Raw genomic sequence first — 20,968 nt, 5'->3', positions numbered from 1 at the left:
GTGCCCGGATAGATCCAGGCACCGGCGACATCAATGGCGGAAATCCTCGGGGCCACCGCCTCCCCCGCCGCCGCCGCCGCCGTGGTTACCGCCCCCGTTTCCGCCACCGTTTCCGCCGCCTTGCGGCCGCGCATAACCGCCGCCGCCGCCGCCACCACCGCCCTGACGCACCGGCGGCATCGTGCGGACCTCGCCGCCCGGTGCGGGCGGCGGGCGCAACACGGCCGGCGGCGGGCCGGCAGGACGCGCATTGCCCGCCCCGCCCGGCATCGGCGCAGGCGCCGGTGCTGCCGGCGGCGGTGTGCGGATCGCACCGTTCCAGCCGCCGCGTGCAGCCGACGGCCGCGCGTCATGCACGGGCGGCGGGCCGCCCGGCGCAACCTGCATCGGCGCGCCCGGTTGCGGCCGGCCTTGCCCCGGCGGCCTGCCCCCGGGGCCGAGCCTCGGTTCCGGACGATTCGCCCAGCGATCGCGGTCGTGATACCACGGGCGGTGCCGGTAATAGCGATCCCAGTACGCGGCGATCGCGAATCCCGTCACAGGGACCCCGATGATCGCGCCGTATTCGAGCAACGGCACGTAGTTGCCCTGATACGGATACTCGAGCAACTGCGCATCGATCCAGCCGCGCACGCCCGGCAGCGCGACGTCGCACCACGAGTAGTCGCTCAGGCAGCCGAATACGTCCAGCGCGGTGTCGGGCGGGATCTGCGCGACCACCGGATAATCGGGCGCCGGCCCCGCAAACAGCTCGGCCGGCGAGTTCGTGTAAGCGCTGCTCTGCGCATCGGCGATGCCCGGCGCGGCCGCAAGGCCGGCCAGGACGACGCACAGACTTCGGACAATCGTGTTCCTCATGATGCTCTCCCGCGCGGTGCCGCCGCGCGCCGGTCAATCTCGATCAGTGCCGATGGCCGCCGCCCCAGTGGCCGCCGCCCCAATGCCCGCCGCCCCACGGGCGATGCCAGTACCCGCCGCGCCCGCCCCAGTATCCGCCGCCCCAGCGGCCCCAGAAGCCGATCGTGACGGGCGGCCCGTACCAGCCCGAGTAATACGCGGGGTAGTAGTACGGATACGGCGGCGGCACATAGGCCGGTGCGACATACACGGGCGCCTGCGCATCGACGTAGTCTGGCGTGACAGGCACCGTGGAAGGGGCCGGACCGGGCGTCGCCGGTGCGGCCGGGATTTCACGCTGCGTCACCGTGGCGGGCACCGGCGCGTAATAAGGCGCATAGCCGTACGGACTCGAGTAGTAGCAGCCGCCCAGCGTCAGGGCGGCCAGCGCGATGATGGCGGGTCTCGCGGCGGGAATCGGGTTCATCTGTTGCTCCGGCAGAATCCGCGCGCCGCCGCCGGGCGCGCGCCTGACTCTAGCTTACGTCCCCTGCAGATTTCCGCGCGTATGATCGGTTACTTTTTGTTTCCTGCCCCGGACGGCCGCGCAGGCACGCCGCGTGCTGGCCCGTCCACCGCGCCGGCGTTGAAGTTGGCGCAAATGCCCTCAACTTGAACGATGTCAGGCTGACCGGCGCGGACGAGCGTTCGCGAGCAACCGGCAACCGCAAACCGGCGAGCTTCGGCCCGCCCAGACAGGAACGCGGCTCGCGCCGCCATCGACATGACTACGCCACGCCCCACTCCCCGGGCGGACACACCGCTCGATCCGATCATCCAGTTGCTGGCGCTCGCCGGCGAGCAGGGTTATCTGACGCACGCCGATCTCGTCGACGCGCTGCCGCCGGAAAGCGACAGCCCCGACGCGCTCGACGTCGTGCGCGCCGCGCTTGCCGACATCGGCATCGCCGTGCTCGACGAGCCGGCCGCGCCCGCGCCGTTCGCCGGCGCGGCGCCGGTCGACGTCGATCGCGACGCGCTCGACGAAGGCCGCGCGATGCTCGGCGACCTGACACGCGGCACGGCCGCGTCGACCGATCCGCTCGCGCTCTACATGCGGCGCATGCAGGCCGTGCCGCTGCTCACGCGCGAAGGCGAAATCGTGCTCGCCCGAGAGATCGAGACGGGCCGCCACCAGATGCTGCACGCGATTGCCGGCTATCCGGCGGCAGTCGATGCGCTGCTGGTGCGTCACGGCGCGACGGGGGCGACCGGTGCAACTGCCACGGCCGACGACGACGCTGCCGATACGCCCGCCCCTGCCCGCTACGACGCGCTGCAGGCCGCTGTCCCGGCGTTGCGCGACGCGTTGCAGGCGCATGGCTTCCGTTCGGACGACTACCGCGACGCGCGCAACCGCGTGGCCACCCTGCTCGGTTCGCTTGCGTGGGTGGCACCGGCCGTCGACGATGCCGGCCGCGTCGTGCGTACGCTCGCAACCGCGCCGCATGGCGACGCAACAGGCGAAGCCGCCCGCTTCGACGCGGTCGCACGGCGGGCCCTCGCGGCGGCGCTGAACGACGGCCAGCAGAAAGTGCGCGATGCGACGCGCGCGATGCTCGAGGCGAACCTGCGGCTCGTGCTGTCGATCGCGCGCAAGTACATGAACCGCGGCGTCGACCTGTCCGACCTCGTGCAGGATGGCTCCCTCGGCCTGATGCGTGCGATCGAGAAGTTCGAATACCGGCGCGGGTTCAAGTTCTCGACCTACGCGACCTGGTGGATTCGTCAGGCGATCACGCGCGCGGTCGCCGATCGTTCCCGCACGATCCGCGTGCCCGTGCACGTCGGCGACCAGTACCAGCGCGTGCAGCGGCATGCGCTGCGCTTTCGCCAGCGTACGGGCCGCCGGGCGACGCCGGCCGAACTCGCGGCCGAAACCGGCCTCGACGAGGACAAGCTGCGCGCGGTGCTCGCGCTGCCCGCCGAGCCGCTCTCGCTCGATACGCCGCTGCCCGACGCGGACACCGGCCTCGTGGAGCTGATCGAGGACCAGACGTCGGCCAGCCCGTTCGAGCAACTGGCCGACACCCGCATGCGCGAATGCGTGCGCTCGCTGCTCCGGTCGGTCACGCCGGCCGAAGCCGACGTGCTGCGCCGGCGGTTCGGCCTTGGCGGCGCCGAACCCGATACCTACGACGCGATCGCGCAGGACGCGGGGATGTCGCGGGAACGCGTGCGGCAGATCGAGAAACGGGCGCTCGCCGCGCTGCGCACGGCCGCCGAGGCCGAAAACGCGCAGTCGTTCCTCGACGCGTAACCGCGCCACTCGACGCACGGCCGTGCCGCTTCATGGCACGACCGTGCGCTTCGCGCCTGTGCTACGTTTGCCATTGACGTGCATCAAGTTTTCTTCATCGCGCGTCGCGACAATGGTTGAAAGCCGACCGGCGCATCGCTCGCCGCGTCCATTCCGTTTGTGCTACCCCGGGTCCTTTGCCATGCAGTCGGCCGTCAGCCAAACGCACGAGGAAAACCGGCATATCGCGGCCTGCCTGCGCGAGGCCGCGCAGTGGCTCGTCGACCAGGGCGCGAACCCGTACCGGGTCGCCGCATATCGCGCGGCGGCCGATACGGTCGACGCGCTCGACCGTGATCTCCGCACCTTGTTCGAGTCAGGCGGCATCGACACGCTCGGCGCGCTGCCCGACATCGGCACGGGCGTCGCGCAGGCGATCGCCGAGTTGCTGGTGACGGGACGCTGGCGCCAGCTCGACCGCCTGCGCGGCGATGCCGAACGTACGTCCGCTTTCGAAGCGGTGCCGGGCATCGGCCACGCGCTCGCGCTGCGCATTCACGACGCACTGCACATCGACACGCTCGAGGAACTCGAACGCGCGGCCCGCAACGGCCAGCTCGAAACGATCGCGGGCGTCGGCCCGCGGCGTGCGGTCGGCATCCGCGCCGCGCTCGACGACGTGCTGAGCCGCCGGCGGCGCTGGCTGGGCCACATGCAAAACGCCGGTCCGGGCACGGAGCCGCCCGTCGAACTGCTGCTTTACATCGATCGCCAGTACCGCAACAAGGCCGCCGCCGGCGTGCTGCCGACGCTCGCGCACCGGCGCCTGAACGCGGACGCGTACGTCCCGCCGCCCGTGATGCACATGACCAAGGGCGGCTGGCATTTCACCGCGCTGAGCCTGCATGCGTCGATGCGCACGCCGGAAGCCGTCCGCCCGACGGACTGGGTTTCGCTCTACTTCTACGACGCCGCGCAGTGCGAGCACCAGCGCACCGTGTTCACCGAAACGTTCGGCTCGCTCATCGGCAAGCGCATCGTGCGCGGGCGCGAGATGGAATGCCGCGTGTATTACGCGGGATGAATCATGCGTCGGAGGATTCGCTGACGTCGAACGCTGCGTCGAGCAGCGACGCGATCTCGCGACATGCACGGGTGAGCGTGCGTGAACGGCGACGTGCGTGTTCGAGGTCGAGATTGAGCGATGTCCAATGCGACACGTAATCGTCCGCCTTGCCCCGCTCCGGCACGTCGAACGTGAGCGACACCATGTAGCCGCCGGCCCAGCGAACCGGCATCACCAAGTCGAGCTGGAACTTCGTGATCGCACCATGGCGGAACCGGAACCAGTCATCGCCGGCGCGGAATCCCGACCACGCACCGTCGTTCGACGCGAACACCGTCAGCGTGTCGTCCGTCGACGTGGCCAGCATGTGCCCTGACGCCGCCAGTTCGGCCGCCGACACCATCGCCGCATCCGATCCGCCGCGACCGGACTCGACCTCCACGAACGCTTCGATCTTCCCCTTCAACCCGTCGTAGAAACGGCGCGTGATACCGCATCGCGCCTCGTCGTCAACCAGCACCAGTTGCTTGAATCGCGCGTGTTCGCCGTATTGAAGCGGCACGTCGGGTTCGTCGTCCAGCTCGTCCGCGGACTCATCGTCAGGCTCGGCCCCTGCATCGTCGCCTGGCGCGGCCGGCGCTGCGGGTTCAGGCTGGACGCCGCCCCCGCGCCGCCGCTCCAACCAGCCCACGCTCCACGTCAGCAGCGCGGTCTGCGCTGCCAGCACGGCCGCCATCGTTGCGCACCCCGCGAGAAATCCGTAATGCGGCCCGATCTTCGATGCCGCATACGCGGCCGGAAGCAGGTAAAGCACAAGTAATGGCGCAAGCAATAACGACACGTGGCAACCCTGTTGTTTCTGTTTTCGTGTGCGACGTCCGGCTGCGCATGGCGGCGGCGCTCCCTGCGGCCGGGCCGCTACGCCCCCCGCGCATCGCGTGGGCTCGCGTCCTACGCGCCTTCCGCCTTCGTGCGGCGCGCCGGATGACGATGCGCGGCGATGCGCAGCAGTTTCTGGAACGACGGGCATTCGAGATGGTTCGCCGCCGGGCACGCGACCGCATGCCGCAACGCATCGCGTACCGCACCGAGACGGCGGATCGTGCGGTCGAGCTCGTCGGCCTTGCCGTCGAGCTTCGCGCGATCGATTGCGGGCCGTCCGTCCGCGCCGACCATCGCGAGGATGTCGTCGAGCGAGAAACCGGCCTCGCGGCCAAGCGCGATCAACGCCAGGCGTTCCAGCACCGACTCGTCGTACTGCCGCCGCAGCCCGTGCCGGCCGATCGGCACGATCAGCCCCTTTTCCTCGTAGTAGCGCAGCGTCGACGCGGGCAATCCCGTGCGCCGCGCGACGTCCGCAATGTCCAGTCGGCTCATGCTTGACCTCAAGTGAACTTGAAGTTGCAAGATAACCGCTCGACTCCATCAAGACAAGCACGAACCGCCATGAAACCGTTGAAACCGCCTTGCAATCCGCTGCGCCGCGCAGCCATCGCCGCCTGCCGTGGAGGTGCGCAATGAGTTCGCCCGACGTTCTGTTGAACCTGCTGCTGATCGGCGCGGGAGCGACGTTCTTGATGGATCTGTGGACGCTGTTCCGGCGGCGTGCATTCGGCACTCCGTCGCTCGATTACGCACTGGTCGGCCGCTGGATTGGCCACATGATGCACGGCCGGTTCCGGCATGCGTCGATCGTCGCGGCGGCGCCCGTGGCGGGCGAGCGTGCGCTCGGCTGGCTCGCGCATTACGCGATCGGCATCGCGTTCGCGGCGTTGCCCGTCGCGATCGCGGGCACGGCATGGATCGACACGCCGACGCCCCTTCCCGCGCTCGTCGCCGGCGTCGCGAGCGTGGTCGCGCCGTTCTTCGTGATGCAGCCGGCATTCGGTTTCGGCATCGCGGCATCGCGCACGCCGCATCCGGGCATCGCGCGCCGGCGCAGCCTCGTCACGCATCTGTCGTACGGGGTGGGACTCTATCTCGCGGCTTTCGCGCTCGCGGCGCTGGCCCGTTGAACATCCGGCTTCACATGAGCGGTGCCCGGCCGCGCGCATACAACCGGCAGCCGTCGGCGGTTCATCGTGCAAACGCGCGATCCGTCGGCGCTCCCGTTGTTTCCAGCCCTCCGGCGCCCCGCGCAGGCGCCCACGTCACTCCCCGCCGCAATCGATCAGGTTGTGGCGTACGCGGCCGAGCAGCCGCACCAGCGTATCGCGTTCGTCGGGCGTGAAGCCGCGCAGCCCGTCGTCGGCGACGGTATCGCCCACTTCCAGCATCTGCGGAAAGATCTCGCGCGCCTTGTCGGTCAGCCGGATCACGAACGCGCGCCGGTCGTCGTCGTTCGCGACGCGTTCGATCCAGCCGTAACTTTCCATCCGGTCGAGCAGCCGCGTGAGCGAGATCGGCGTGATCTCGAGCCATTCGGCCAGCCGCGCCTGGTTCATCTCGCCCTTCCACGTCAGGTACGCGAGCACGCGGCTTTGCGCCCGCGTCAGCCCGATGCGCTTCGCGCGCCGGTCGAACAGGCGTCCGTTCAGGCGGGCCACGTCGGCGATCAGGTAACCGATCCGGTTCTCGTAAGTCTTGTCCATCCGACGATTATAGGGTCAAGCCGTCAACCAGCCGTGGCTCGCGCCCCGGCGATAAGCAGCTATATAATAAGTGTGCTTATAACTTGAGCCATACCGGATCGCCGCCCACGGCGACCACCCCACGGAGACACCCGCTTGAACCCCGCCGCCGACGCCCCCGCCTCGCCCGCCCTGAACCGGCCGATGCTGACCCTGTCGATCATGCTCGCCACGCTGATCCAGACGCTCGACAGCACGATCGCGAACGTCGCGCTGCCGCACATGCAGGGCACGCTGTCCGCGTCGCAGGACGAAATCACGTGGGTGCTGACCTCCTACATCGTCGCCGCGGCGATCGCGACGCCGCTCACCGGCTGGCTGTCCGACCGGCTCAGCGTCAAACGGCTGCTGATCGTGTCGATCGCGGGCTTCACGGTGGCGTCGGCGCTGTGCGGGCTGTCGGAGACGCTCGTGCAGATCGTCGGCGCGCGGCTGCTGCAGGGCGTGTTCGGTGCCGCGCTGGTACCGCTGTCCCAGTCGATCCTGCTCGACATCAACCCGCGCGAGAAACAAGGCCAGGCGATGGCGATCTGGGGGATGGGCGTGATGGTCGGCCCGATCCTCGGCCCGACGCTCGGCGGCTGGCTCACCGACAGCTACAACTGGCGCTGGGTGTTCTTCATCAACGTGCCGATCGGCGCGTTCGCGCTCGCCGGCGTGATGACCTTCCTGCCGGCGCGCGCACCGCGCCCGCACGTGAAATTCGACGCGTTCGGCTTCGCGACGCTGGCGCTCGCGATCGGCGCGTTCCAGGCGATGCTCGACCGCGGCGAACAGCTCGACTGGTTCGGTTCGTACGAAATCCGCATCGAGGCGCTCGTCGCCGCGCTCAGCTTCGCGTTCTTCCTCGTGCACACGGCGACCGCCGGCAAGGCGTCGTTCTTCAAGTCGGAACTGCTGCGCGACCCGAACTTCGCGACGGGCACGCTGTTCATCTTCGTGGTCGGCGCGGTGCTGTACGCGACGCGTGCGCTGCTGCCGCCGATGCTGCAGAACCTGATGGGCTACCCGGTCGCGACGACGGGCCTCGTCACCGCGCCGAGCGGCGCCGGCACGATGATCGCGATGCTGTTCGTCGGCAGGCTGTTGAAGTACGTGGATGCGCGGATGCTGCTGCTCGCGGGGCTGTCGATTTCCGCGCTCGCGCTGTGGCAGATGATGCAGTACACGGTCGTGCTGTCCGAATCGGACATCGTGTGGCCGGGCGTGGTCCAGGGCTTCGGGCTGGGGCTCGTGTTCGTGCCGCTGAGCGCGCTGTCGTTCTCGACGCTGCCGCCCGACCTGCGCGCGGACGGCACGGCCACCTACAGCCTGATGCGCAACATCGGCAGCAGTATCGGCATCTCGATCGTGCAGACGCTGATGACGCGCAACACGCAGGTCGCGCATGCCGACCTCGCCACCCACATCACGCCGTTCAACCCGGCCGTGCAGGCGATGACCGGCAGCCGCCTCGACATCGCGCTGCTCGACCGCACGATCAACCAGCAGGCGACGATGATCGCTTACCTGAACGACTTCAAGCTGATGTTCGTCGCGACGCTGCTGATGATCCCGCTATTGCTGCTGATCCGCCCGCCGCAGAAAACGGCGAGCGTCGACGTTGCGCACGCGGCGATGGACTGACGGGCGCACGCGCGGCGCGCGCCCGATCCGCGTGTGGCCGCGTCAGACCTTCATCGTGCCGGTCCGCACGTAGCGCTCGTGCCACGACAGCGCCTCGGCGAGCAGGTGCGGCGTGTGCTTGCCGAAGCTCTCGTGCGATGCGCGCTCGAAGTAGTCCTCGAGCATCGGCCGGTAGTCGGGATGCGCGCAGGTCGCGATGACCTTGCGCGCGCGCTGCTTCGGCGACAGGCCGCGCAGGTCGGCCAGGCCCTGCTCGGTCACGACCACCGCGACGTCGTGCTCGGTATGGTCGACGTGGCTCGCCATCGGCACGATCCGCGAGATCGCACCGCCCTTCGCGGTACTCGCCGACATGAAGCACGACAGGTAGCCGTTGCGCGCGAAATCGCCCGAGCCGCCGATGCCGTTCTGGATCTTCGTGCCCATCACGTGGGTCGAGTTCACGTTGCCGTAGATGTCGGCCTCGATCATCCCGTTCATCGCGATGCAGCCGAGGCGGCGCACGAGTTCCGGATGGTTGCTGATCTCCTGCGGGCGCAGCACGATCTTCTCGCGGAACGTCGCGATTTCGTCGGCGAAGCGCTGCACGGCGGCCGGGCTCAACGACAGCGCAGTGGCCGACGCGAAGCTCAGCGTGCCGTCGTCGAGCAGGTCGAGCATGCCGTCCTGGATCACTTCGGTGTAGGCGGTCAGGTTCGAGAAGCCGGCCGAGCTGAGTTCCGCGAGCACCGCGTTGGTGATGTTGCCGACGCCCGACTGCAGCGGCAGCAGGTTTTCCGGCAGGCGGCCGCGCTTCACTTCGTGGCGCAGGAAGTCGATCAGCTGCAGCGCGATCTGCTTCGACGTCGCGTCCGGCGCGGAAAACGCATTGCTGCGATCGGGCGCGTCGGTCTCGACGATCGCGACGATCTTGTCGGCCGGGCAGCGCAGGTACGGCTCGCCGATCCGGTCGTCGCTCTTCGTCAGCGGAATCGGCTTGCGGTGCGGCGGCAGCGCGGTGCCGTAGTAGATGTCGTGCATCCCGTCGAGGCCGAGCGGCTGACGCGAGTTGACCTCGAGGATCACGTGCTTCGCGCGCTCCAGCCAGGTCTTGTTGTTGCCGATCGACGCGGACGGGATCAGCAGGCCGTCCTCGCGGATGCCGGCGACTTCGACGATCGCGACGTCGAGATCGCCGTACAGCCCGAACCACGCGTACTGCGCGACGTGGCTCAGGTGGACGTCCTGGTAATCGACTTCACCGCTGTTGATCTTGTCGCGCAGCGTCGGGTCGGACTGGTACGGCAGCCGCATCGAGATGCCGTTGGTGCGGGCAAGCGCGCCGTCGAGTTCCGGCGCGGTCGATGCGCCGGTCAGCACGTTGATCCGGAAATCCTCGCCGCGCGCGTGCGCCGCGTCGATATGGGTGGCAAGCGCGGCCGGTACGGCCTTCGGGTAGCCCGAACCGGTGAAGCCGCTCATGGCGACGGTCATGCCGGGACGGATCAGCGCGGCGGCTTCGTCGGCGGTGCGGACGAGCGAACGCAGGGCGGGAGCGAGGATGCGTGATGAAGACATGGCTGGTTTCTGACGCTTTGATCTGTCGTTGACGTCGCGGGGGGTGTCTCCTGAGCGACATGAAGCCCTTGGGGCCGCGCGGGGCGGCCGGCACCACAGGCACGGTCGGAGTATCGCAGAGGCCATCGCCGCGAAATGTCCGCTGGATGCAAAAGATCCTTGCCGAATATGCCGGGTATCGAACGACCGTTCTGTGACAGGCAATCCGCACGCGCCGGATGCACGCGAAAGGTGCACGAAAGCATCGGAACGAATGACCGGACACGGATCGCCAACCTTCGCGCATCAATCGGCGGATTTTCTTTGCAATTTGCCGCCCGGCGATCGGTAATCGCCGATGAAACCGCGGCGCGGCCAATTGTCACCCGATGCGGCTTTTCCGGACCTGACGCACATCAACGTCGCATGCGCTGCGCGCCGCCCGCCGGCTCGCTCGAAAAGCTCCGGCGGATCGGCCTGCGAGGCCCGTCCGTCCTTGACAGCCGCGTGACGCGAGCCACACTGGAATACGGGTCCGGCCGCGCCGCTTGCCGTCCCGATCGCCCGCGCTTGCGCACGTCCGGGATCGACCGGCCGATACGCGCAAGACGCGGTAACACTCCCGCATGTCAGGACATTGATCGAATAAAAAGCACCAAATTACAATTCCGTATATATTTCGCCGATGGACCAAAGAAAAACCGCCACACGCTCCGAGCCCCCCCTGCCACGCACCTGGGATGCGCGGCTCGCGCGCTCGCTTGTCCGACCGCTCGTCGATACACCCGTCACCCCGAATCACCTCACTACCGTTCGCCTGCTGATCGGCCTCGCCGGCGCCTGGTGCCTTGCGCACGGCGGCTTCGGCTGGAGCAACGCAGGCGCGTTCCTGATCGTGCTGTCGAACTTCGTCGATCACACCGATGGCGAACTCGCGCGCATCAGCGGCAAGTCCAGCAAGATCGGTCATTTTTACGATCTCGCGGCCGATGCGCTCGTGACGGTCGCGCTGTTCGTCAGCATGGGCCTCGGCATCGTCGCCCAGGGCGGCCAGATGGCAGCATCGCCGGTGCTGCTCGGCGCCGTGGCCGGCGCGGCCGTCGCGCTGATCTTCTTCCTGCGCATGCGGATCGAATCGATCGCCGGCAAGGCCGGCACCAAGCAGGCATTCGCAGGCGGCTTCGAAACCGAGGACGTGCTGTACCTGCTGCCGATCGTGACGCTCGTGGACGGCGTCGAGCCGTTCCTGCTCGCGGCGTCGATCGGCGCCCCGCTGTTCGCCGCATGGGTCGTGATCGACTGGTGGCGCATCGTCCGCCGCGGCAACGCCCCGCAGAATTCAACTGAAATCCAGGCTTCCAAATGACTCCTAGCACGCGCGACGACTCCGTGCTGAGCCCGGCACGCCCCGCGCCCGTGCGCGCGGCCGCGGCCGACCCCGATCGCACCGTGGCCGACCGCGTCGGCCATCTCGACCTCGACCGCCTGCGCAGCGACTACACGCGCCAGGGCTCGTTCCTGTACCTCGATGCCTTCCTGCCGGCCGACGCGCACGCGAAGCTCGCGGACGCCGCCCGCGCGATGCAGGCCGGCCTGAATCGCAATTACCTGCCCGGCCACAAGCAGGGCGGCAGCGTGAGCCGCCATACGATCGACGAGCAGGCGCCGTACATCGCCGAGCTGTATCGCTCGAAGGCGCTGATCGGGTTCCTCGAGAAAGTCACGGGCGACAAGCTGATGCTGTCGCCGGACGACGATCCGCATGCCTACGCGCTGTACTACTACACGAAGCCCGGCGACCACATCGGCTGGCATTACGACACGTCGTACTACGACGGCCGCCGCTACACGCTGCTGATCGGCGTGATCGACGAATCGTCGTGCCGGCTCGACTACGAGCTGCACACGCGCAATCCCGACGTGGCCGACGAACCGGGCTCGGTGCAGATCGCCGACGGCGGCATCGTGCTGTTCGACGGCGACAAGCTGCGCCACCGCATCACGCCGCTCGGCCAGAACGAGATGCGCGTATCGCTCACGTTCGAATACGTGACGAACCCCGGCATGCGGCCGTGGAAGCGCTTCATCTCGAACATGAAGGACGCGATCGCGTATTTCGGTTTCCGCCAGGTGTTCAAGCAGCTGGCCACGCGGCGCACGACCGGATCATGACGCGCGCGGGCCTCATCCTGCTGTCCCTCGGGACGGCACTCTTCATCGCACTCCTTGCCTGGCAGGGCGTCGGCGCGGTCGCGTCCACGTTCCTCGCGGCCGGCTGGGGCCTCGCGCTCGTCGCAGCGTTCCACGTCGTGCCCCTCGTGATCGATGCCATCGCGATCTCCGTGATGTTCCGCCGCGGCCAGCCGGGCGCCGAGCTCGGCAACGCACTGCGCGCGCGCTGGGTCGGCGAATCGGTGAACAGCCTGCTGCCCGCCGGGCAGATCGGCGGCCCCGTGCTGATGGTGCGCCACCTCGCGCAGCGCGGCACGCGGATGGCCGACGCGGCCGCCGCCGTGACCGTCAGCACGACGATGCAGGCGCTCGCGCAGATGGCGTTCGCGCTGATCGGGATCGCCGCATTCAGCCTGTATGCGACGCACGAGTCGGTCGCGCACCTGCGCACGCCCGCGCTGATCGCGACCGGCGTGCTCGGCGCGCTCGCGGTGCTGTTCTATGCGGCGCAGCGGCGCGGGCTGTTCGGCCGCGGCCTGCGCCTCGCGTCGAAGCTGCTCGGCCCGCGCGACTGGTCGTCGCTGGCCACGCGCGCCGACGCAATCGACGACGCGGTCGGCGCGCTGTACCGCGATCGCGCGAAAGTCGCGAAGACGTTCGCGTTGAGCCTCGTCGGCTGGATCGTCGGCACCGCGGAAGTGTGGCTCGCGCTGCACTTCCTCGGGCACCCGGTGAGCTGGCTCGACGCGCTGCTGCTGGAAAGCGTCGGCCAGGCGATCCGTGGTGCGGCCTTCGCGATCCCGGGCTCGCTCGGTGCGCAGGAGGGCGGCTACCTGCTGCTCGCCCCGCTGGTCGGACTGCCGCCCGACGCGGCGCTCGCGCTGTCGCTCGCGAAGCGCGCGCGCGAACTCGCGCTCGGCCTGCCCGGCCTGCTCTATCTGCATTTCAGTGAAAGAAACTGGCAGCGGCGCCGTGCGCCGCAGCCGCTCGCCGACTGATCGTTCAGATCGCCGGCTTTTTGGTTGGAGAACCCATGCGAGCCATCATTCTTGCGGCAGGCCTCGGCTTGCGCCTGCAACAACCGCCCGAAGCGCAGTTCCCGAAGTGCCTGCTGCGCTTTGACGACGTTTCGCTGCTCGAGCGCCATCTGCGCGTACTCGACGCCGCGGGCGTCGACGAGATCGTGCTCGGGCTCGGCTTTCAGCACGAGAAGGTCGAGCAGGAACTGAAGCGCCTCGGCCGCCAGGCCGAGATCGTCATCAACGACCGCTACGACCTCGGCAGCGTGCTGACCGTGCATACCGTCGCCGATGCGATGACGCGCGGGGGCGACGTGCTGCTGATGGACGCGGACGTGCTGTACGACGAGAACATCCTGCACGCGCTGGTGGCCGATTCCGACAAGACGGTCGACCGCCTGCTGATCGACCGCGACTTCGAAGCCGGCGACGAGCCCGTCAAGCTGTGCCTGAAGAACGGCGTGCCGGTCGAACTGCGCAAGCAGCTCGCGGTCGATCTCGAATACGACACGATCGGCGAATCGGTCGGCTTCTTCCGCTTCACCGAAGGTACCGCGCGGCGCCTCGCGACGATCGTCGCGGGCTACGTCGACAGCGGCCGCGCAAACATGCCGCACGAAGAAGCCGTGCGCGACCTGCTGCTCGAAGGCGGTCATTCGTTCGACGTCGCCGACGTCACCGGTTCGCCGTGGATCGAGATCGACTTCCCGAACGACGTCGCCCGCGCCACGCAAGAAATCCTCCCCCTGATTCAACGCACCACCGCAGGAGCCGCACGATGAACGCACGCGAACCCAACTTCACCGAATCGCGCAGCGCACGCCTGCGCCGCATGCTCGTCAGCAGCGACCTCGAATTCCTGATGGAAGCGCACAACGGCCTGTCCGCGCGAATCGTCCGCGAAGCCGGCTTCAAGGGCATCTGGGCATCGGGCCTCGCGATCTCCGCGCAGTTCGGCGTACGCGACAACAACGAAGCGAGCTGGACGCAGGTCGTCGACGTGCTCGAATTCATGGCCGACGCAAGCGACCTGCCGATCCTGCTCGACGGCGACACCGGCTACGGCAACTTCAACAACGTGCGCCGCCTCGTGAAGAAGCTCGAACAGCGCGGCATCGCGGGCGTCTGTATCGAAGACAAGCAGTTTCCGAAGACCAACAGCTTCATCGACGGCGAACGCCAGCCGCTCGCCGAAATCGACGAATTCTGCGGCAAGATCAAGGCCGGCAAGGACTCGCAGACCGATCCCGACTTCTCGATCGTCGCGCGCGTCGAGGCGCTGATCGCGGGCTGGGGGATGGACGAGGCGCTGCGCCGCGCAAACGCGTATGCGGAAGCCGGCGCCGACGCGATCCTGATCCACAGCAAGCTGTCGCGTCCGGACGAAATCCTGCAGTTCGCGCGCGAATGGAGCGGCAAGGCGCCGCTCGTGATCGTGCCGACCAAGTACTACAGCACGCCGACCGACGTGTTCCGCCAGGCCGGCATCAGCACCGTGATCTGGGCGAACCACCTGATCCGCGCGTCCGCGTCGGCGATGCAGGCCGTCGCGCGCGAGATCCACGAGAACGAAACGCTGATCAACGTCGAAGACCGCGTCGCATCGGTCAACGAAATCTTCCGCCTGCAGGACGCCGACGAGTACTCGGCGGCCGAGCGCATCTACCTGTCGTCGTCGTCGCGCGCGTCGAACGCGGCGGTCGTGCTCGCCGCCAGCCGCGGCAAGGGCCTCGAAGCCGTCACCGAAGACAAGCCGAAGGTCATGCTGCCGGTCGCCGGCAAGCCGCTGCTGCGCTGGCTCGTCGACGGCTTCAAGAAGCAAGGCGTGAACGACATCACCGTGGTCGGCGGCTACCGCGCCGACGCGATCGACACGTCGGGCATCAAGCTCGTCGTCAACGAGCGCCATGCGCAGACGGGCGAACTCGCGTCGCTCGCATGCGCGGCCGAGCGCCTGACGGGCGACACCGTGATCTCGTACGGCGACCTGCTGTTCCGCAGCTACATCCTGCGCGACCTCGCGGAGAGCGAGGCCGAATTCAGCGTCGTCGTCGATTCGTCGCTGACGGAGCCGTCGAACCAGAGCGTGCGCGACTTCGCACTGTGCTCGGCTGCCGACGATCGCGGCCTGTTCGGCCAGAAGACCTACCTGCAACGCGTGTCGAGCGACGTCGCTGCGGGCACGCCGCACGGCCGCTGGATCGGCCTGCTGAACGTGCGCGGCGCCGGTGTCGATCGCCTGAAGGCGATGCTCGCGACGCTGCAGGCACGCCCCGATTTCGACACGCTCGACATCCCGTCGCTGCTCAACGAACTGATCGCCGCCGGCGAGAAGATCGAAGTGCAATACGTGCACGGCCACTGGCGCGGCGTCAACGATCTCGAAGACTTCCGCCGCGCGGGCGACTTCGCGCACGGCCAGACGCCGCTGTCCGAACCGGGCGCCGGCAACGGGGGCGCGCAATGATCGAAGCGGCCCAGTTCGTCGAGGCCGCGCGCGAACGCGGCTTCGACTGGTACGCGGGCGTGCCCTGCTCGTACCTGACGCCGTTCATCAATTACGTGCTGCAGGACCCGACGCTGAACTACGTGTCGGCCGCGAACGAAGGCGACGCGGTCGCGCTGATCGCGGGCGCGACGCTCGGCGGCAAGCGCGGGATCGCGATGATGCAGAACTCCGGGCTCGGCAACGCGGTGAGCCCGCTCACGTCGCTGACCTGGACGTTTCGCCTGCCGCAGCTGCTGATCGTCACGTGGCGCGGGCAGCCGGGCGTGGCCGACGAGCCGCAGCATGCGCTGATGGGCCCGATCACGCCCGCGATGCTCGACACGATGGAGATCCCGTGGGAGACGTTCCCGACCGACCCCGAACAGGTCGGCCCGGCACTCGACCGCGCGATCGCGCACATGGACGCGACGGGCCGCCCGTACGCGCTCGTGATGCAGAAAGGCAGCGTCGCGCCGTATGAACTGAAGGCGAACCCGGCCGTGCGGCCGCGTGCACACGTCGCCGCGCAATCGTCGTCGCGCGCAGCGTCGGCCGATGCGTGGCCGACCCGTCACGACGCATTGAAGCGCGTGATCGCACACACGCCGGTCGATTCGACCGTCGTGCTCGCATCGACCGGTTTCTGCGGCCGCGAACTCTATGCGCTCGACGATCGCCCGAACCAGCTGTACATGGTCGGCTCGATGGGCTGCGTGACGCCGCTCGCGCTCGGCCTCGCGCTCGCGCGCCCCGACCTGCACGTGGTGGCCGTCGACGGCGACGGCGCCGCGCTGATGCGGATGGGCGTGTTCGCGACGCTCGGCACCTACGGCCCGGCCAACCTCACGCACGTGCTTCTCGACAACGGCGCGCACGAATCGACGGGTGGCCAGGCGACGGTGTCGCAGCATGTGTCGTTCGCGGGCGTCGCTGCCGCGTGCGGCTATGCGTCGGCGGTCGAAAGCGACACGCTCGACGTGCTCGATACGACGCTGGCTGAGTCGAGCGATGGTGCACGGTTCGTGCGCGTTGCGATCCGCACGGGCGTGCCCGACGGCCTGCCCCGCCCGACCGTCACGCCGGTCGAGGTCAAGACCCGTCTGATGCGGCACATCGGCGCCGCGCAGACCGAAGCCCACGTTGAAGGAGCCCTTTGATGCTGCTGCTGAACCCCGGCCCGGTCACGCTCACGGAACGCGTGCGCCGCAGCCTGCTGCAACCCGATCTGTGCCATCGCGAAAGCGAATTCTTCGATCTGCAGGATGAGGCGCGTGCGCGCCTCGTCGCCGCGTACGAGCTCGATCCGGCCGAATGGTCGGCCGTGCTGATGACGGGTTCGGGCACGGCCGCCGTCGAGAGCATGATCGCGGCGCTGGTGCCGCAGGACGGCAAGCTGCTCGTGATCGAGAACGGCGTGTACGGCGAGCGGATCACGCAGATCGCGACGCAGTACGGGATCGCGCATGACGTGCTGAAGCATGAGTGGATGCAGGCGCCCGATCTCGCGCAGATCGGCGCGCGACTCGATGCGGGCGGTTATACGCACGTCGCCGTGATTCATCACGAAACGACCACGGGCCGGCTGAACGATCTCGGCGCGATCGCTGAAGTCTGCCGCGCGCGTGGCGTGAAGATGCTCGTTGATGGCGTCAGCAGCTTTGGCGCGGAAGCGATCGATTTTGCAGGCGGCGATATCGACGCTGTTGCTGCGACGGCGAACAAGTGCCTGCATGGTGTACCGGGCGCAGCGTTCGTGATCGTGCGACGTAGCGCGCTTGCAAAGGCTGCGAGCCGGACTTACTACCTCGATCTCGGTCGCCTCGCGAAGCTGCAGGATCAGCGGAATACGCCGTTCACGCCTTCCGTGCATGCGTATTACGCGCTTGTCGAGGCGCTGCGCGAGTTTGACGAGGCTGGCGGCTGGCGTGCGCGGCACGCGCATTACAAGGCGCTCGCCGATCAGGCGCAGGCCGGGCTGGCGGCGCGCGGAATGCCGCTGGTGCTGCCGGAAGGTGCTTCGTCGGTCGTGCTGCGCGCGTATCGGCTGCCGCAAGGCGTCACGTACGAGACGCTTCACGACGGGCTGAAGGCGCGTGGCTTCGTGATCTACGCGGGGCAAGGTGGGTTGTCGAAGGAGCTGTTCCGGATTTCGACGATGGGCGCGATTCAAGCGGCTGATGTTGAGCGGTTGCTGGAAGGGTTTACGGCGCTGACGCGGTAAGCGTTGCTCGTGCCTTCGTCTATGAAAGGCCCGCAAGGGCCTTTTTTCTTGTTCTTCGCAAATTTCGGCGGGAGATGAGACACGCTGTCGCCATTCGTCCAAAAGCAGACATCAGGGGCATAACTGTCATTGCGAGTTATGCTGCCGGATGTACCTCCAGATGAGCGTCGAGGAGAATCCGCTCATCTTCCTTCCAGAAGAATGACATGACATCGCCGCCGCTGCCTTCAATGATCGAACAGTTCCGCCAGTACGCAAGAGAGGTGCGTGAAGCGCTGCCCAACGAGTCGTCGGCGAACCACGTCTATACCTTGGCGGTGAGAGTCCTGAACTCGACCTTTGGCAACGGCTGGGTGGACCGTCACGTACTAGCCAGTGATGATCAATCCCCCTTCTTTCGCAATCTCGAGGCGGCAGCTGGAGACGAGGCGTTGCATCGCGCACGCGTGGTTGATCTCGCCGAGACCATCAGCAACCTTCAGAAGGTTCCGGGCTTGATCGACGTTCTCCGCGCGATGAAGTCGGGCCACATCGAAGACCGCTTTGCCGAGCTTGAGGTGGGCAAGATGCTGGCTTTGGCAGGTTCGCAGTTCAATTTCGTGACACCTGGCGGCCCCCGCGGCAGCAGCTACGACCTGGAGATCGTGACGCCAGCGGGCAAGGTATGTGCGGACGTCAAGTGCAAAGTTGAGAGCAACCTCACCCCCAGTGCGAGCGCGATCCTGAACACCCTCAAAGCTGGGCGCACACAGCTGCCAAATGATCAAATGGGAGCATTCTTCCTCAAGTTTCCGCAATCCTGGGCGCCCGACGGCGACATCAAGCCGCTAATTGCGATACTGGAGCAAGCTGCGCTCGACTTCCTGCGCGGAACGAAGCGCGTCGTAGCCATCGTCATGTACTTCAACATCGTCTTGCCGGTGAACGGTGGTTTGGGCGTCTACAACGTGTATCGACAGGTGCTCAACTCGCGGCACCGGTTTGGGAACAACGAGGTCCCCGTCCTTCCTCTAAACCACGAACCGTTTATGGCGCCGCGTCCAGACTGGATCCGCTTGGCGGACGTCTTTAGGTGAGCGCTCAGGTCGAGCATGCGCCTCCTAACCCCGCGGGCGCCGCCACTGGCCCGTTTGACGGGGTGTAGTTGAACATGCGCAATGCACGACGTCTGCTTTGGGTCGGGAAGCGCCATTCGCTGGCGCGAGATGGCACGGCGACCAAGGTAGCCGCTTTACACTGCAACAAATGAGCGACCCTTCCCTGCAACCCCAGCCCCAAAACGTCCTCACCTCCTATTTCTGGAGCGGCGACGCCATCCGCAGTCGGCGCGTAAGTGACATCGTGCTGTCCGGCACGGTCGCCGTGCCAGAGCCGCCGGCGCGTCTGCTCGCGGATTGGGCCAGGGAGATTTCGTCCCGCATGACCCTGGAACCTGGGGATGTTGAGGCGTTACCTCTGGCACGAGCACGAGCGCGCTGGCCGGACTACTCGCACTGCGTGCAGGCAGTGGCTGATTGGGCGAGCAAGCTTGGACTGCCCGGAGTACTTGCCTCCAGTGACGTCGCGCTCATGGCTTGCCGCGGCGCGAGGTATCACCACGACGGAGAGCAGTATGGCGGCGCAGCCTTCTGCAATCTCTTCCTGAGCGAGGATAAGGGTCAGGACGTACACTTTCCGTCGTTGGGTCTTCGAATCCCCCTGACCCGCGGTTCGGTTCTGATATTCGATACCTGCCAGTCTCATGGCGTCATTCGGCGCGGCAGCAGCGGTTTTGACGTGGACGACTTCCCACCCGACCAGGATTGCACTCAGCTATTCCTGACCTGGGAGCTTCCCGTTGAGGCCATCCATGTCAGGCAGGCACTCAATGTCGCCTTCGACATTGATCTTTCGACCTCGCTGAAGGTAAATGAGGAGCAAGTCCGGCTGAATGATGAAAGAGTCAGCGTGTGTGACAAGTCAGGTCGGTGGCACCGAGCTGACTAATCGCCAGGACTAGTCGCGATCCCACCTGGTCGGCTGCATCGATCTCGCCGTCGCCTGCCGGCCAGGAGCAGCCGCTGGACTTACCCGTGGCAGCACCCGGCTCCTACTGAAAGCGATCATTCGACAGGATGCCAGCAAATTCAAAAGCCTGTGCGACCCTCGACGCGATTATCAGGTTTAGGCGCGATACTCCTTGCCCTTTGTGCTTCAACTTCAGCCAGAATTCGCTGGCCTACCGCGCCGTAAAAGCGCAACCCAGTAGCGCAACCGTGGATACGTAACGTGACCGTGCGTAAAAAGAACACCTGTCTTTGTGATGCGCTGATGGCATCCCAGGGTATGGAGATCGCGGGAAGTCGCAAGTTCAATGGAAAGCTGGGTCGTAGCCATAAGTGTTGAGGATAGAGTTCAACGGCCACAGCGAAGCTGGTCCATTTTATTCGGCATGAAACCCAGCGATAGGATCCATTGGAGATTTGCCTTTCGTTCGGGGCATCCCGCCTCGTCTTGTACGGCTCAAGATCCTTCCAGCCGGACAGCCACCGCACAGCCTGGAGCCCGGAACCAAAGAAAATGACTACGACGAAGATAAATCGGAAGGTATCGCGCATATTCCGTGGAGCTAGGATGCACTCGCCATGAATCGCTTCGTCGGGTGCATGTTGCCGAACACTGGAGCGGTGTTGGGGCGATGACTCGCTCGGGCGAGAGGAAACCTTTCTTACCGGGCATTCCCGGCCCCACCAATCGTGATCGTCCGCTTTGCGGATCAAGGATACCCAAAGCTTGATGGCGCCGAAGGACCGTAACGGGTCGGTAGCGGCCCATCCATAAAAGTGCGGGCGTAGGTTTCAGCGTAGCTTTGTGCGTCGGACCTTGTCAGATAAGGCGCAGGTACTGCTGCATCATTGGGGTGACGGGTGCACGTGCTGCTGCGGGTTGCGTGCTCATGTGACCGGGGAAAGTTGCTTTGGCTGCCCGAGTTTACCAGTGGCACTGACTGCGCCGCGCGAATCTAGTCATTTGGCCAACTAAGGCAATTCGACAATCGGTACCGGATCGGCAAGAATTGCATCATCGAGTCAACG

19 protein-coding genes are annotated in these 20,968 nt (G+C 66.9%); 13 read left to right on the top strand and 6 right to left on the bottom strand.

Annotated elements, in window-relative coordinates; genetic code table 11:
* Nucleotides 1–30 precede the first annotated feature (30 nt).
* Nucleotides 31–858, bottom strand: a complete 828-nt coding sequence (locus OHZ10_RS25080) for a peptide-binding protein (RefSeq protein ID WP_342705976.1) — start codon at nucleotides 856–858, stop codon at nucleotides 31–33.
* A 43-nt stretch (nucleotides 859–901) separates the two neighbouring features.
* Nucleotides 902–1,324, bottom strand: coding sequence for a hypothetical protein (locus tag OHZ10_RS25075; RefSeq protein WP_340625073.1), 423 nt, complete (start codon nucleotides 1,322–1,324; stop codon nucleotides 902–904).
* 297 nt (nucleotides 1,325–1,621) lie between these two features.
* On the opposite strand from OHZ10_RS25075, the gene OHZ10_RS25070 reads away from it, so the two are divergent.
* Nucleotides 1,622–3,157 (top strand): sigma-70 family RNA polymerase sigma factor, encoded by a 1,536-nt coding sequence (locus tag OHZ10_RS25070; protein ID WP_059237045.1) that lies wholly within the window; start codon nucleotides 1,622–1,624, stop codon nucleotides 3,155–3,157.
* Nucleotides 3,158–3,338: 181 nt separating this feature from the next.
* Nucleotides 3,339–4,220: a helix-hairpin-helix domain-containing protein gene (locus OHZ10_RS25065; protein WP_256086507.1), complete on the top strand. Its 882-nt coding sequence runs from the start codon at nucleotides 3,339–3,341 to the stop codon at nucleotides 4,218–4,220.
* Between the two features lies 1 nt (nucleotide 4,221).
* Here the strand turns inward: OHZ10_RS25065 and OHZ10_RS25060 are convergent, their stop codons facing one another.
* Together OHZ10_RS25060 and OHZ10_RS25055 are read right to left on the bottom strand one after the other, a co-directional pair.
* Nucleotides 4,222–4,938 carry a hypothetical protein gene (locus OHZ10_RS25060; protein ID WP_342705975.1) on the bottom strand — a complete coding sequence of 239 codons (717 nt, stop codon included), beginning with the start codon at nucleotides 4,936–4,938 and terminating at the stop codon, nucleotides 4,222–4,224.
* A 215-nt stretch (nucleotides 4,939–5,153) separates the two neighbouring features.
* Nucleotides 5,154–5,579 carry a helix-turn-helix domain-containing protein gene (locus tag OHZ10_RS25055; protein WP_059237048.1) on the bottom strand — a complete coding sequence of 142 codons (426 nt, stop codon included), beginning with the start codon at nucleotides 5,577–5,579 and terminating at the stop codon, nucleotides 5,154–5,156.
* Nucleotides 5,580–5,719: 140 nt separating this feature from the next.
* Between OHZ10_RS25055 and OHZ10_RS25050 the strand changes: the two genes are divergently transcribed.
* Nucleotides 5,720–6,217, top strand: coding sequence for a DUF2938 domain-containing protein (locus tag OHZ10_RS25050; RefSeq protein WP_342705974.1), 498 nt, complete (start codon nucleotides 5,720–5,722; stop codon nucleotides 6,215–6,217).
* A gap of 135 nt (nucleotides 6,218–6,352) precedes the next feature.
* On the opposite strand, the gene OHZ10_RS25045 is transcribed toward OHZ10_RS25050, so the two are convergent.
* On the bottom strand, nucleotides 6,353–6,793 hold the full coding sequence (locus OHZ10_RS25045; protein WP_059237050.1) for a MarR family winged helix-turn-helix transcriptional regulator: 441 nt from the start codon (nucleotides 6,791–6,793) through the stop codon (nucleotides 6,353–6,355).
* 135 nt (nucleotides 6,794–6,928) lie between these two features.
* Between OHZ10_RS25045 and OHZ10_RS25040 the strand changes: the two genes are divergently transcribed.
* Nucleotides 6,929–8,458: a DHA2 family efflux MFS transporter permease subunit gene (locus OHZ10_RS25040; RefSeq protein WP_059237051.1), complete on the top strand. Its 1,530-nt coding sequence runs from the start codon at nucleotides 6,929–6,931 to the stop codon at nucleotides 8,456–8,458.
* Nucleotides 8,459–8,500: 42 nt separating this feature from the next.
* On the opposite strand, the gene OHZ10_RS25035 is transcribed toward OHZ10_RS25040, so the two are convergent.
* Complete coding sequence (locus OHZ10_RS25035) at nucleotides 8,501–10,015, bottom strand: acetyl-CoA hydrolase/transferase family protein (protein ID WP_174991876.1); 1,515 nt, start codon at nucleotides 10,013–10,015, stop codon at nucleotides 8,501–8,503.
* Nucleotides 10,016–10,679: 664 nt separating this feature from the next.
* On the opposite strand from OHZ10_RS25035, the gene OHZ10_RS25030 reads away from it, so the two are divergent.
* The 9 genes from OHZ10_RS25030 to OHZ10_RS24990 all read left to right on the top strand — a co-directional run bounded on the left by OHZ10_RS25030 (nucleotide 10,680) and on the right by OHZ10_RS24990 (nucleotide 19,880).
* A complete protein-coding gene (locus tag OHZ10_RS25030; RefSeq protein ID WP_059237053.1) occupies nucleotides 10,680–11,360 on the top strand; it encodes a CDP-alcohol phosphatidyltransferase family protein in 681 nt (226 codons plus the stop codon).
* Entirely contained in the window at nucleotides 11,357–12,166 is an 810-nt protein-coding gene (locus tag OHZ10_RS25025; RefSeq protein WP_059237054.1) for a HalD/BesD family halogenase, read from the top strand. Before OHZ10_RS25030 ends, OHZ10_RS25025 begins: the two co-directional genes overlap by 4 nt.
* On the top strand, nucleotides 12,163–13,164 hold the full coding sequence (locus OHZ10_RS25020) for an HpnL family protein (protein ID WP_059237055.1): 1,002 nt from the start codon (nucleotides 12,163–12,165) through the stop codon (nucleotides 13,162–13,164). Before OHZ10_RS25025 ends, OHZ10_RS25020 begins: the two co-directional genes overlap by 4 nt.
* Before the next feature lie 35 nt (nucleotides 13,165–13,199).
* Nucleotides 13,200–13,967 (top strand): NTP transferase domain-containing protein, encoded by a 768-nt coding sequence (locus tag OHZ10_RS25015; RefSeq protein ID WP_059237056.1) that lies wholly within the window; start codon nucleotides 13,200–13,202, stop codon nucleotides 13,965–13,967.
* Complete coding sequence (gene aepX / locus OHZ10_RS25010) at nucleotides 13,964–15,652, top strand: phosphoenolpyruvate mutase (RefSeq protein ID WP_034205044.1); 1,689 nt, start codon at nucleotides 13,964–13,966, stop codon at nucleotides 15,650–15,652. The genes OHZ10_RS25015 and aepX overlap by 4 nt, the downstream gene beginning before the upstream one ends.
* Nucleotides 15,649–16,830 carry a phosphonopyruvate decarboxylase gene (gene aepY, locus OHZ10_RS25005; protein ID WP_342705973.1) on the top strand — a complete coding sequence of 394 codons (1,182 nt, stop codon included), beginning with the start codon at nucleotides 15,649–15,651 and terminating at the stop codon, nucleotides 16,828–16,830. The genes aepX and aepY overlap by 4 nt, the downstream gene beginning before the upstream one ends.
* Entirely contained in the window at nucleotides 16,830–17,894 is a 1,065-nt protein-coding gene (locus OHZ10_RS25000) for a 2-aminoethylphosphonate aminotransferase (protein ID WP_059237058.1), read from the top strand. The genes aepY and OHZ10_RS25000 overlap by 1 nt, the downstream gene beginning before the upstream one ends.
* A 206-nt stretch (nucleotides 17,895–18,100) precedes the next feature.
* Nucleotides 18,101–18,970: a hypothetical protein gene (locus OHZ10_RS24995; RefSeq protein ID WP_155627200.1), complete on the top strand. Its 870-nt coding sequence runs from the start codon at nucleotides 18,101–18,103 to the stop codon at nucleotides 18,968–18,970.
* Between the two features lie 169 nt (nucleotides 18,971–19,139).
* Nucleotides 19,140–19,880, top strand: a complete 741-nt coding sequence (locus tag OHZ10_RS24990; RefSeq protein ID WP_174991878.1) for a hypothetical protein — start codon at nucleotides 19,140–19,142, stop codon at nucleotides 19,878–19,880.
* Nucleotides 19,881–20,968: the final 1,088 nt, after the last annotated feature.

It is taken from the genome of Burkholderia arboris (assembly GCF_038723655.1).
Taxonomy (GTDB): Bacteria; Pseudomonadota; Gammaproteobacteria; order Burkholderiales; family Burkholderiaceae; genus Burkholderia; species Burkholderia arboris.
The sequence above is the reverse complement of the archived record's forward strand: the minus strand, read 5'-3'. Positions and strand labels throughout refer to the sequence as shown.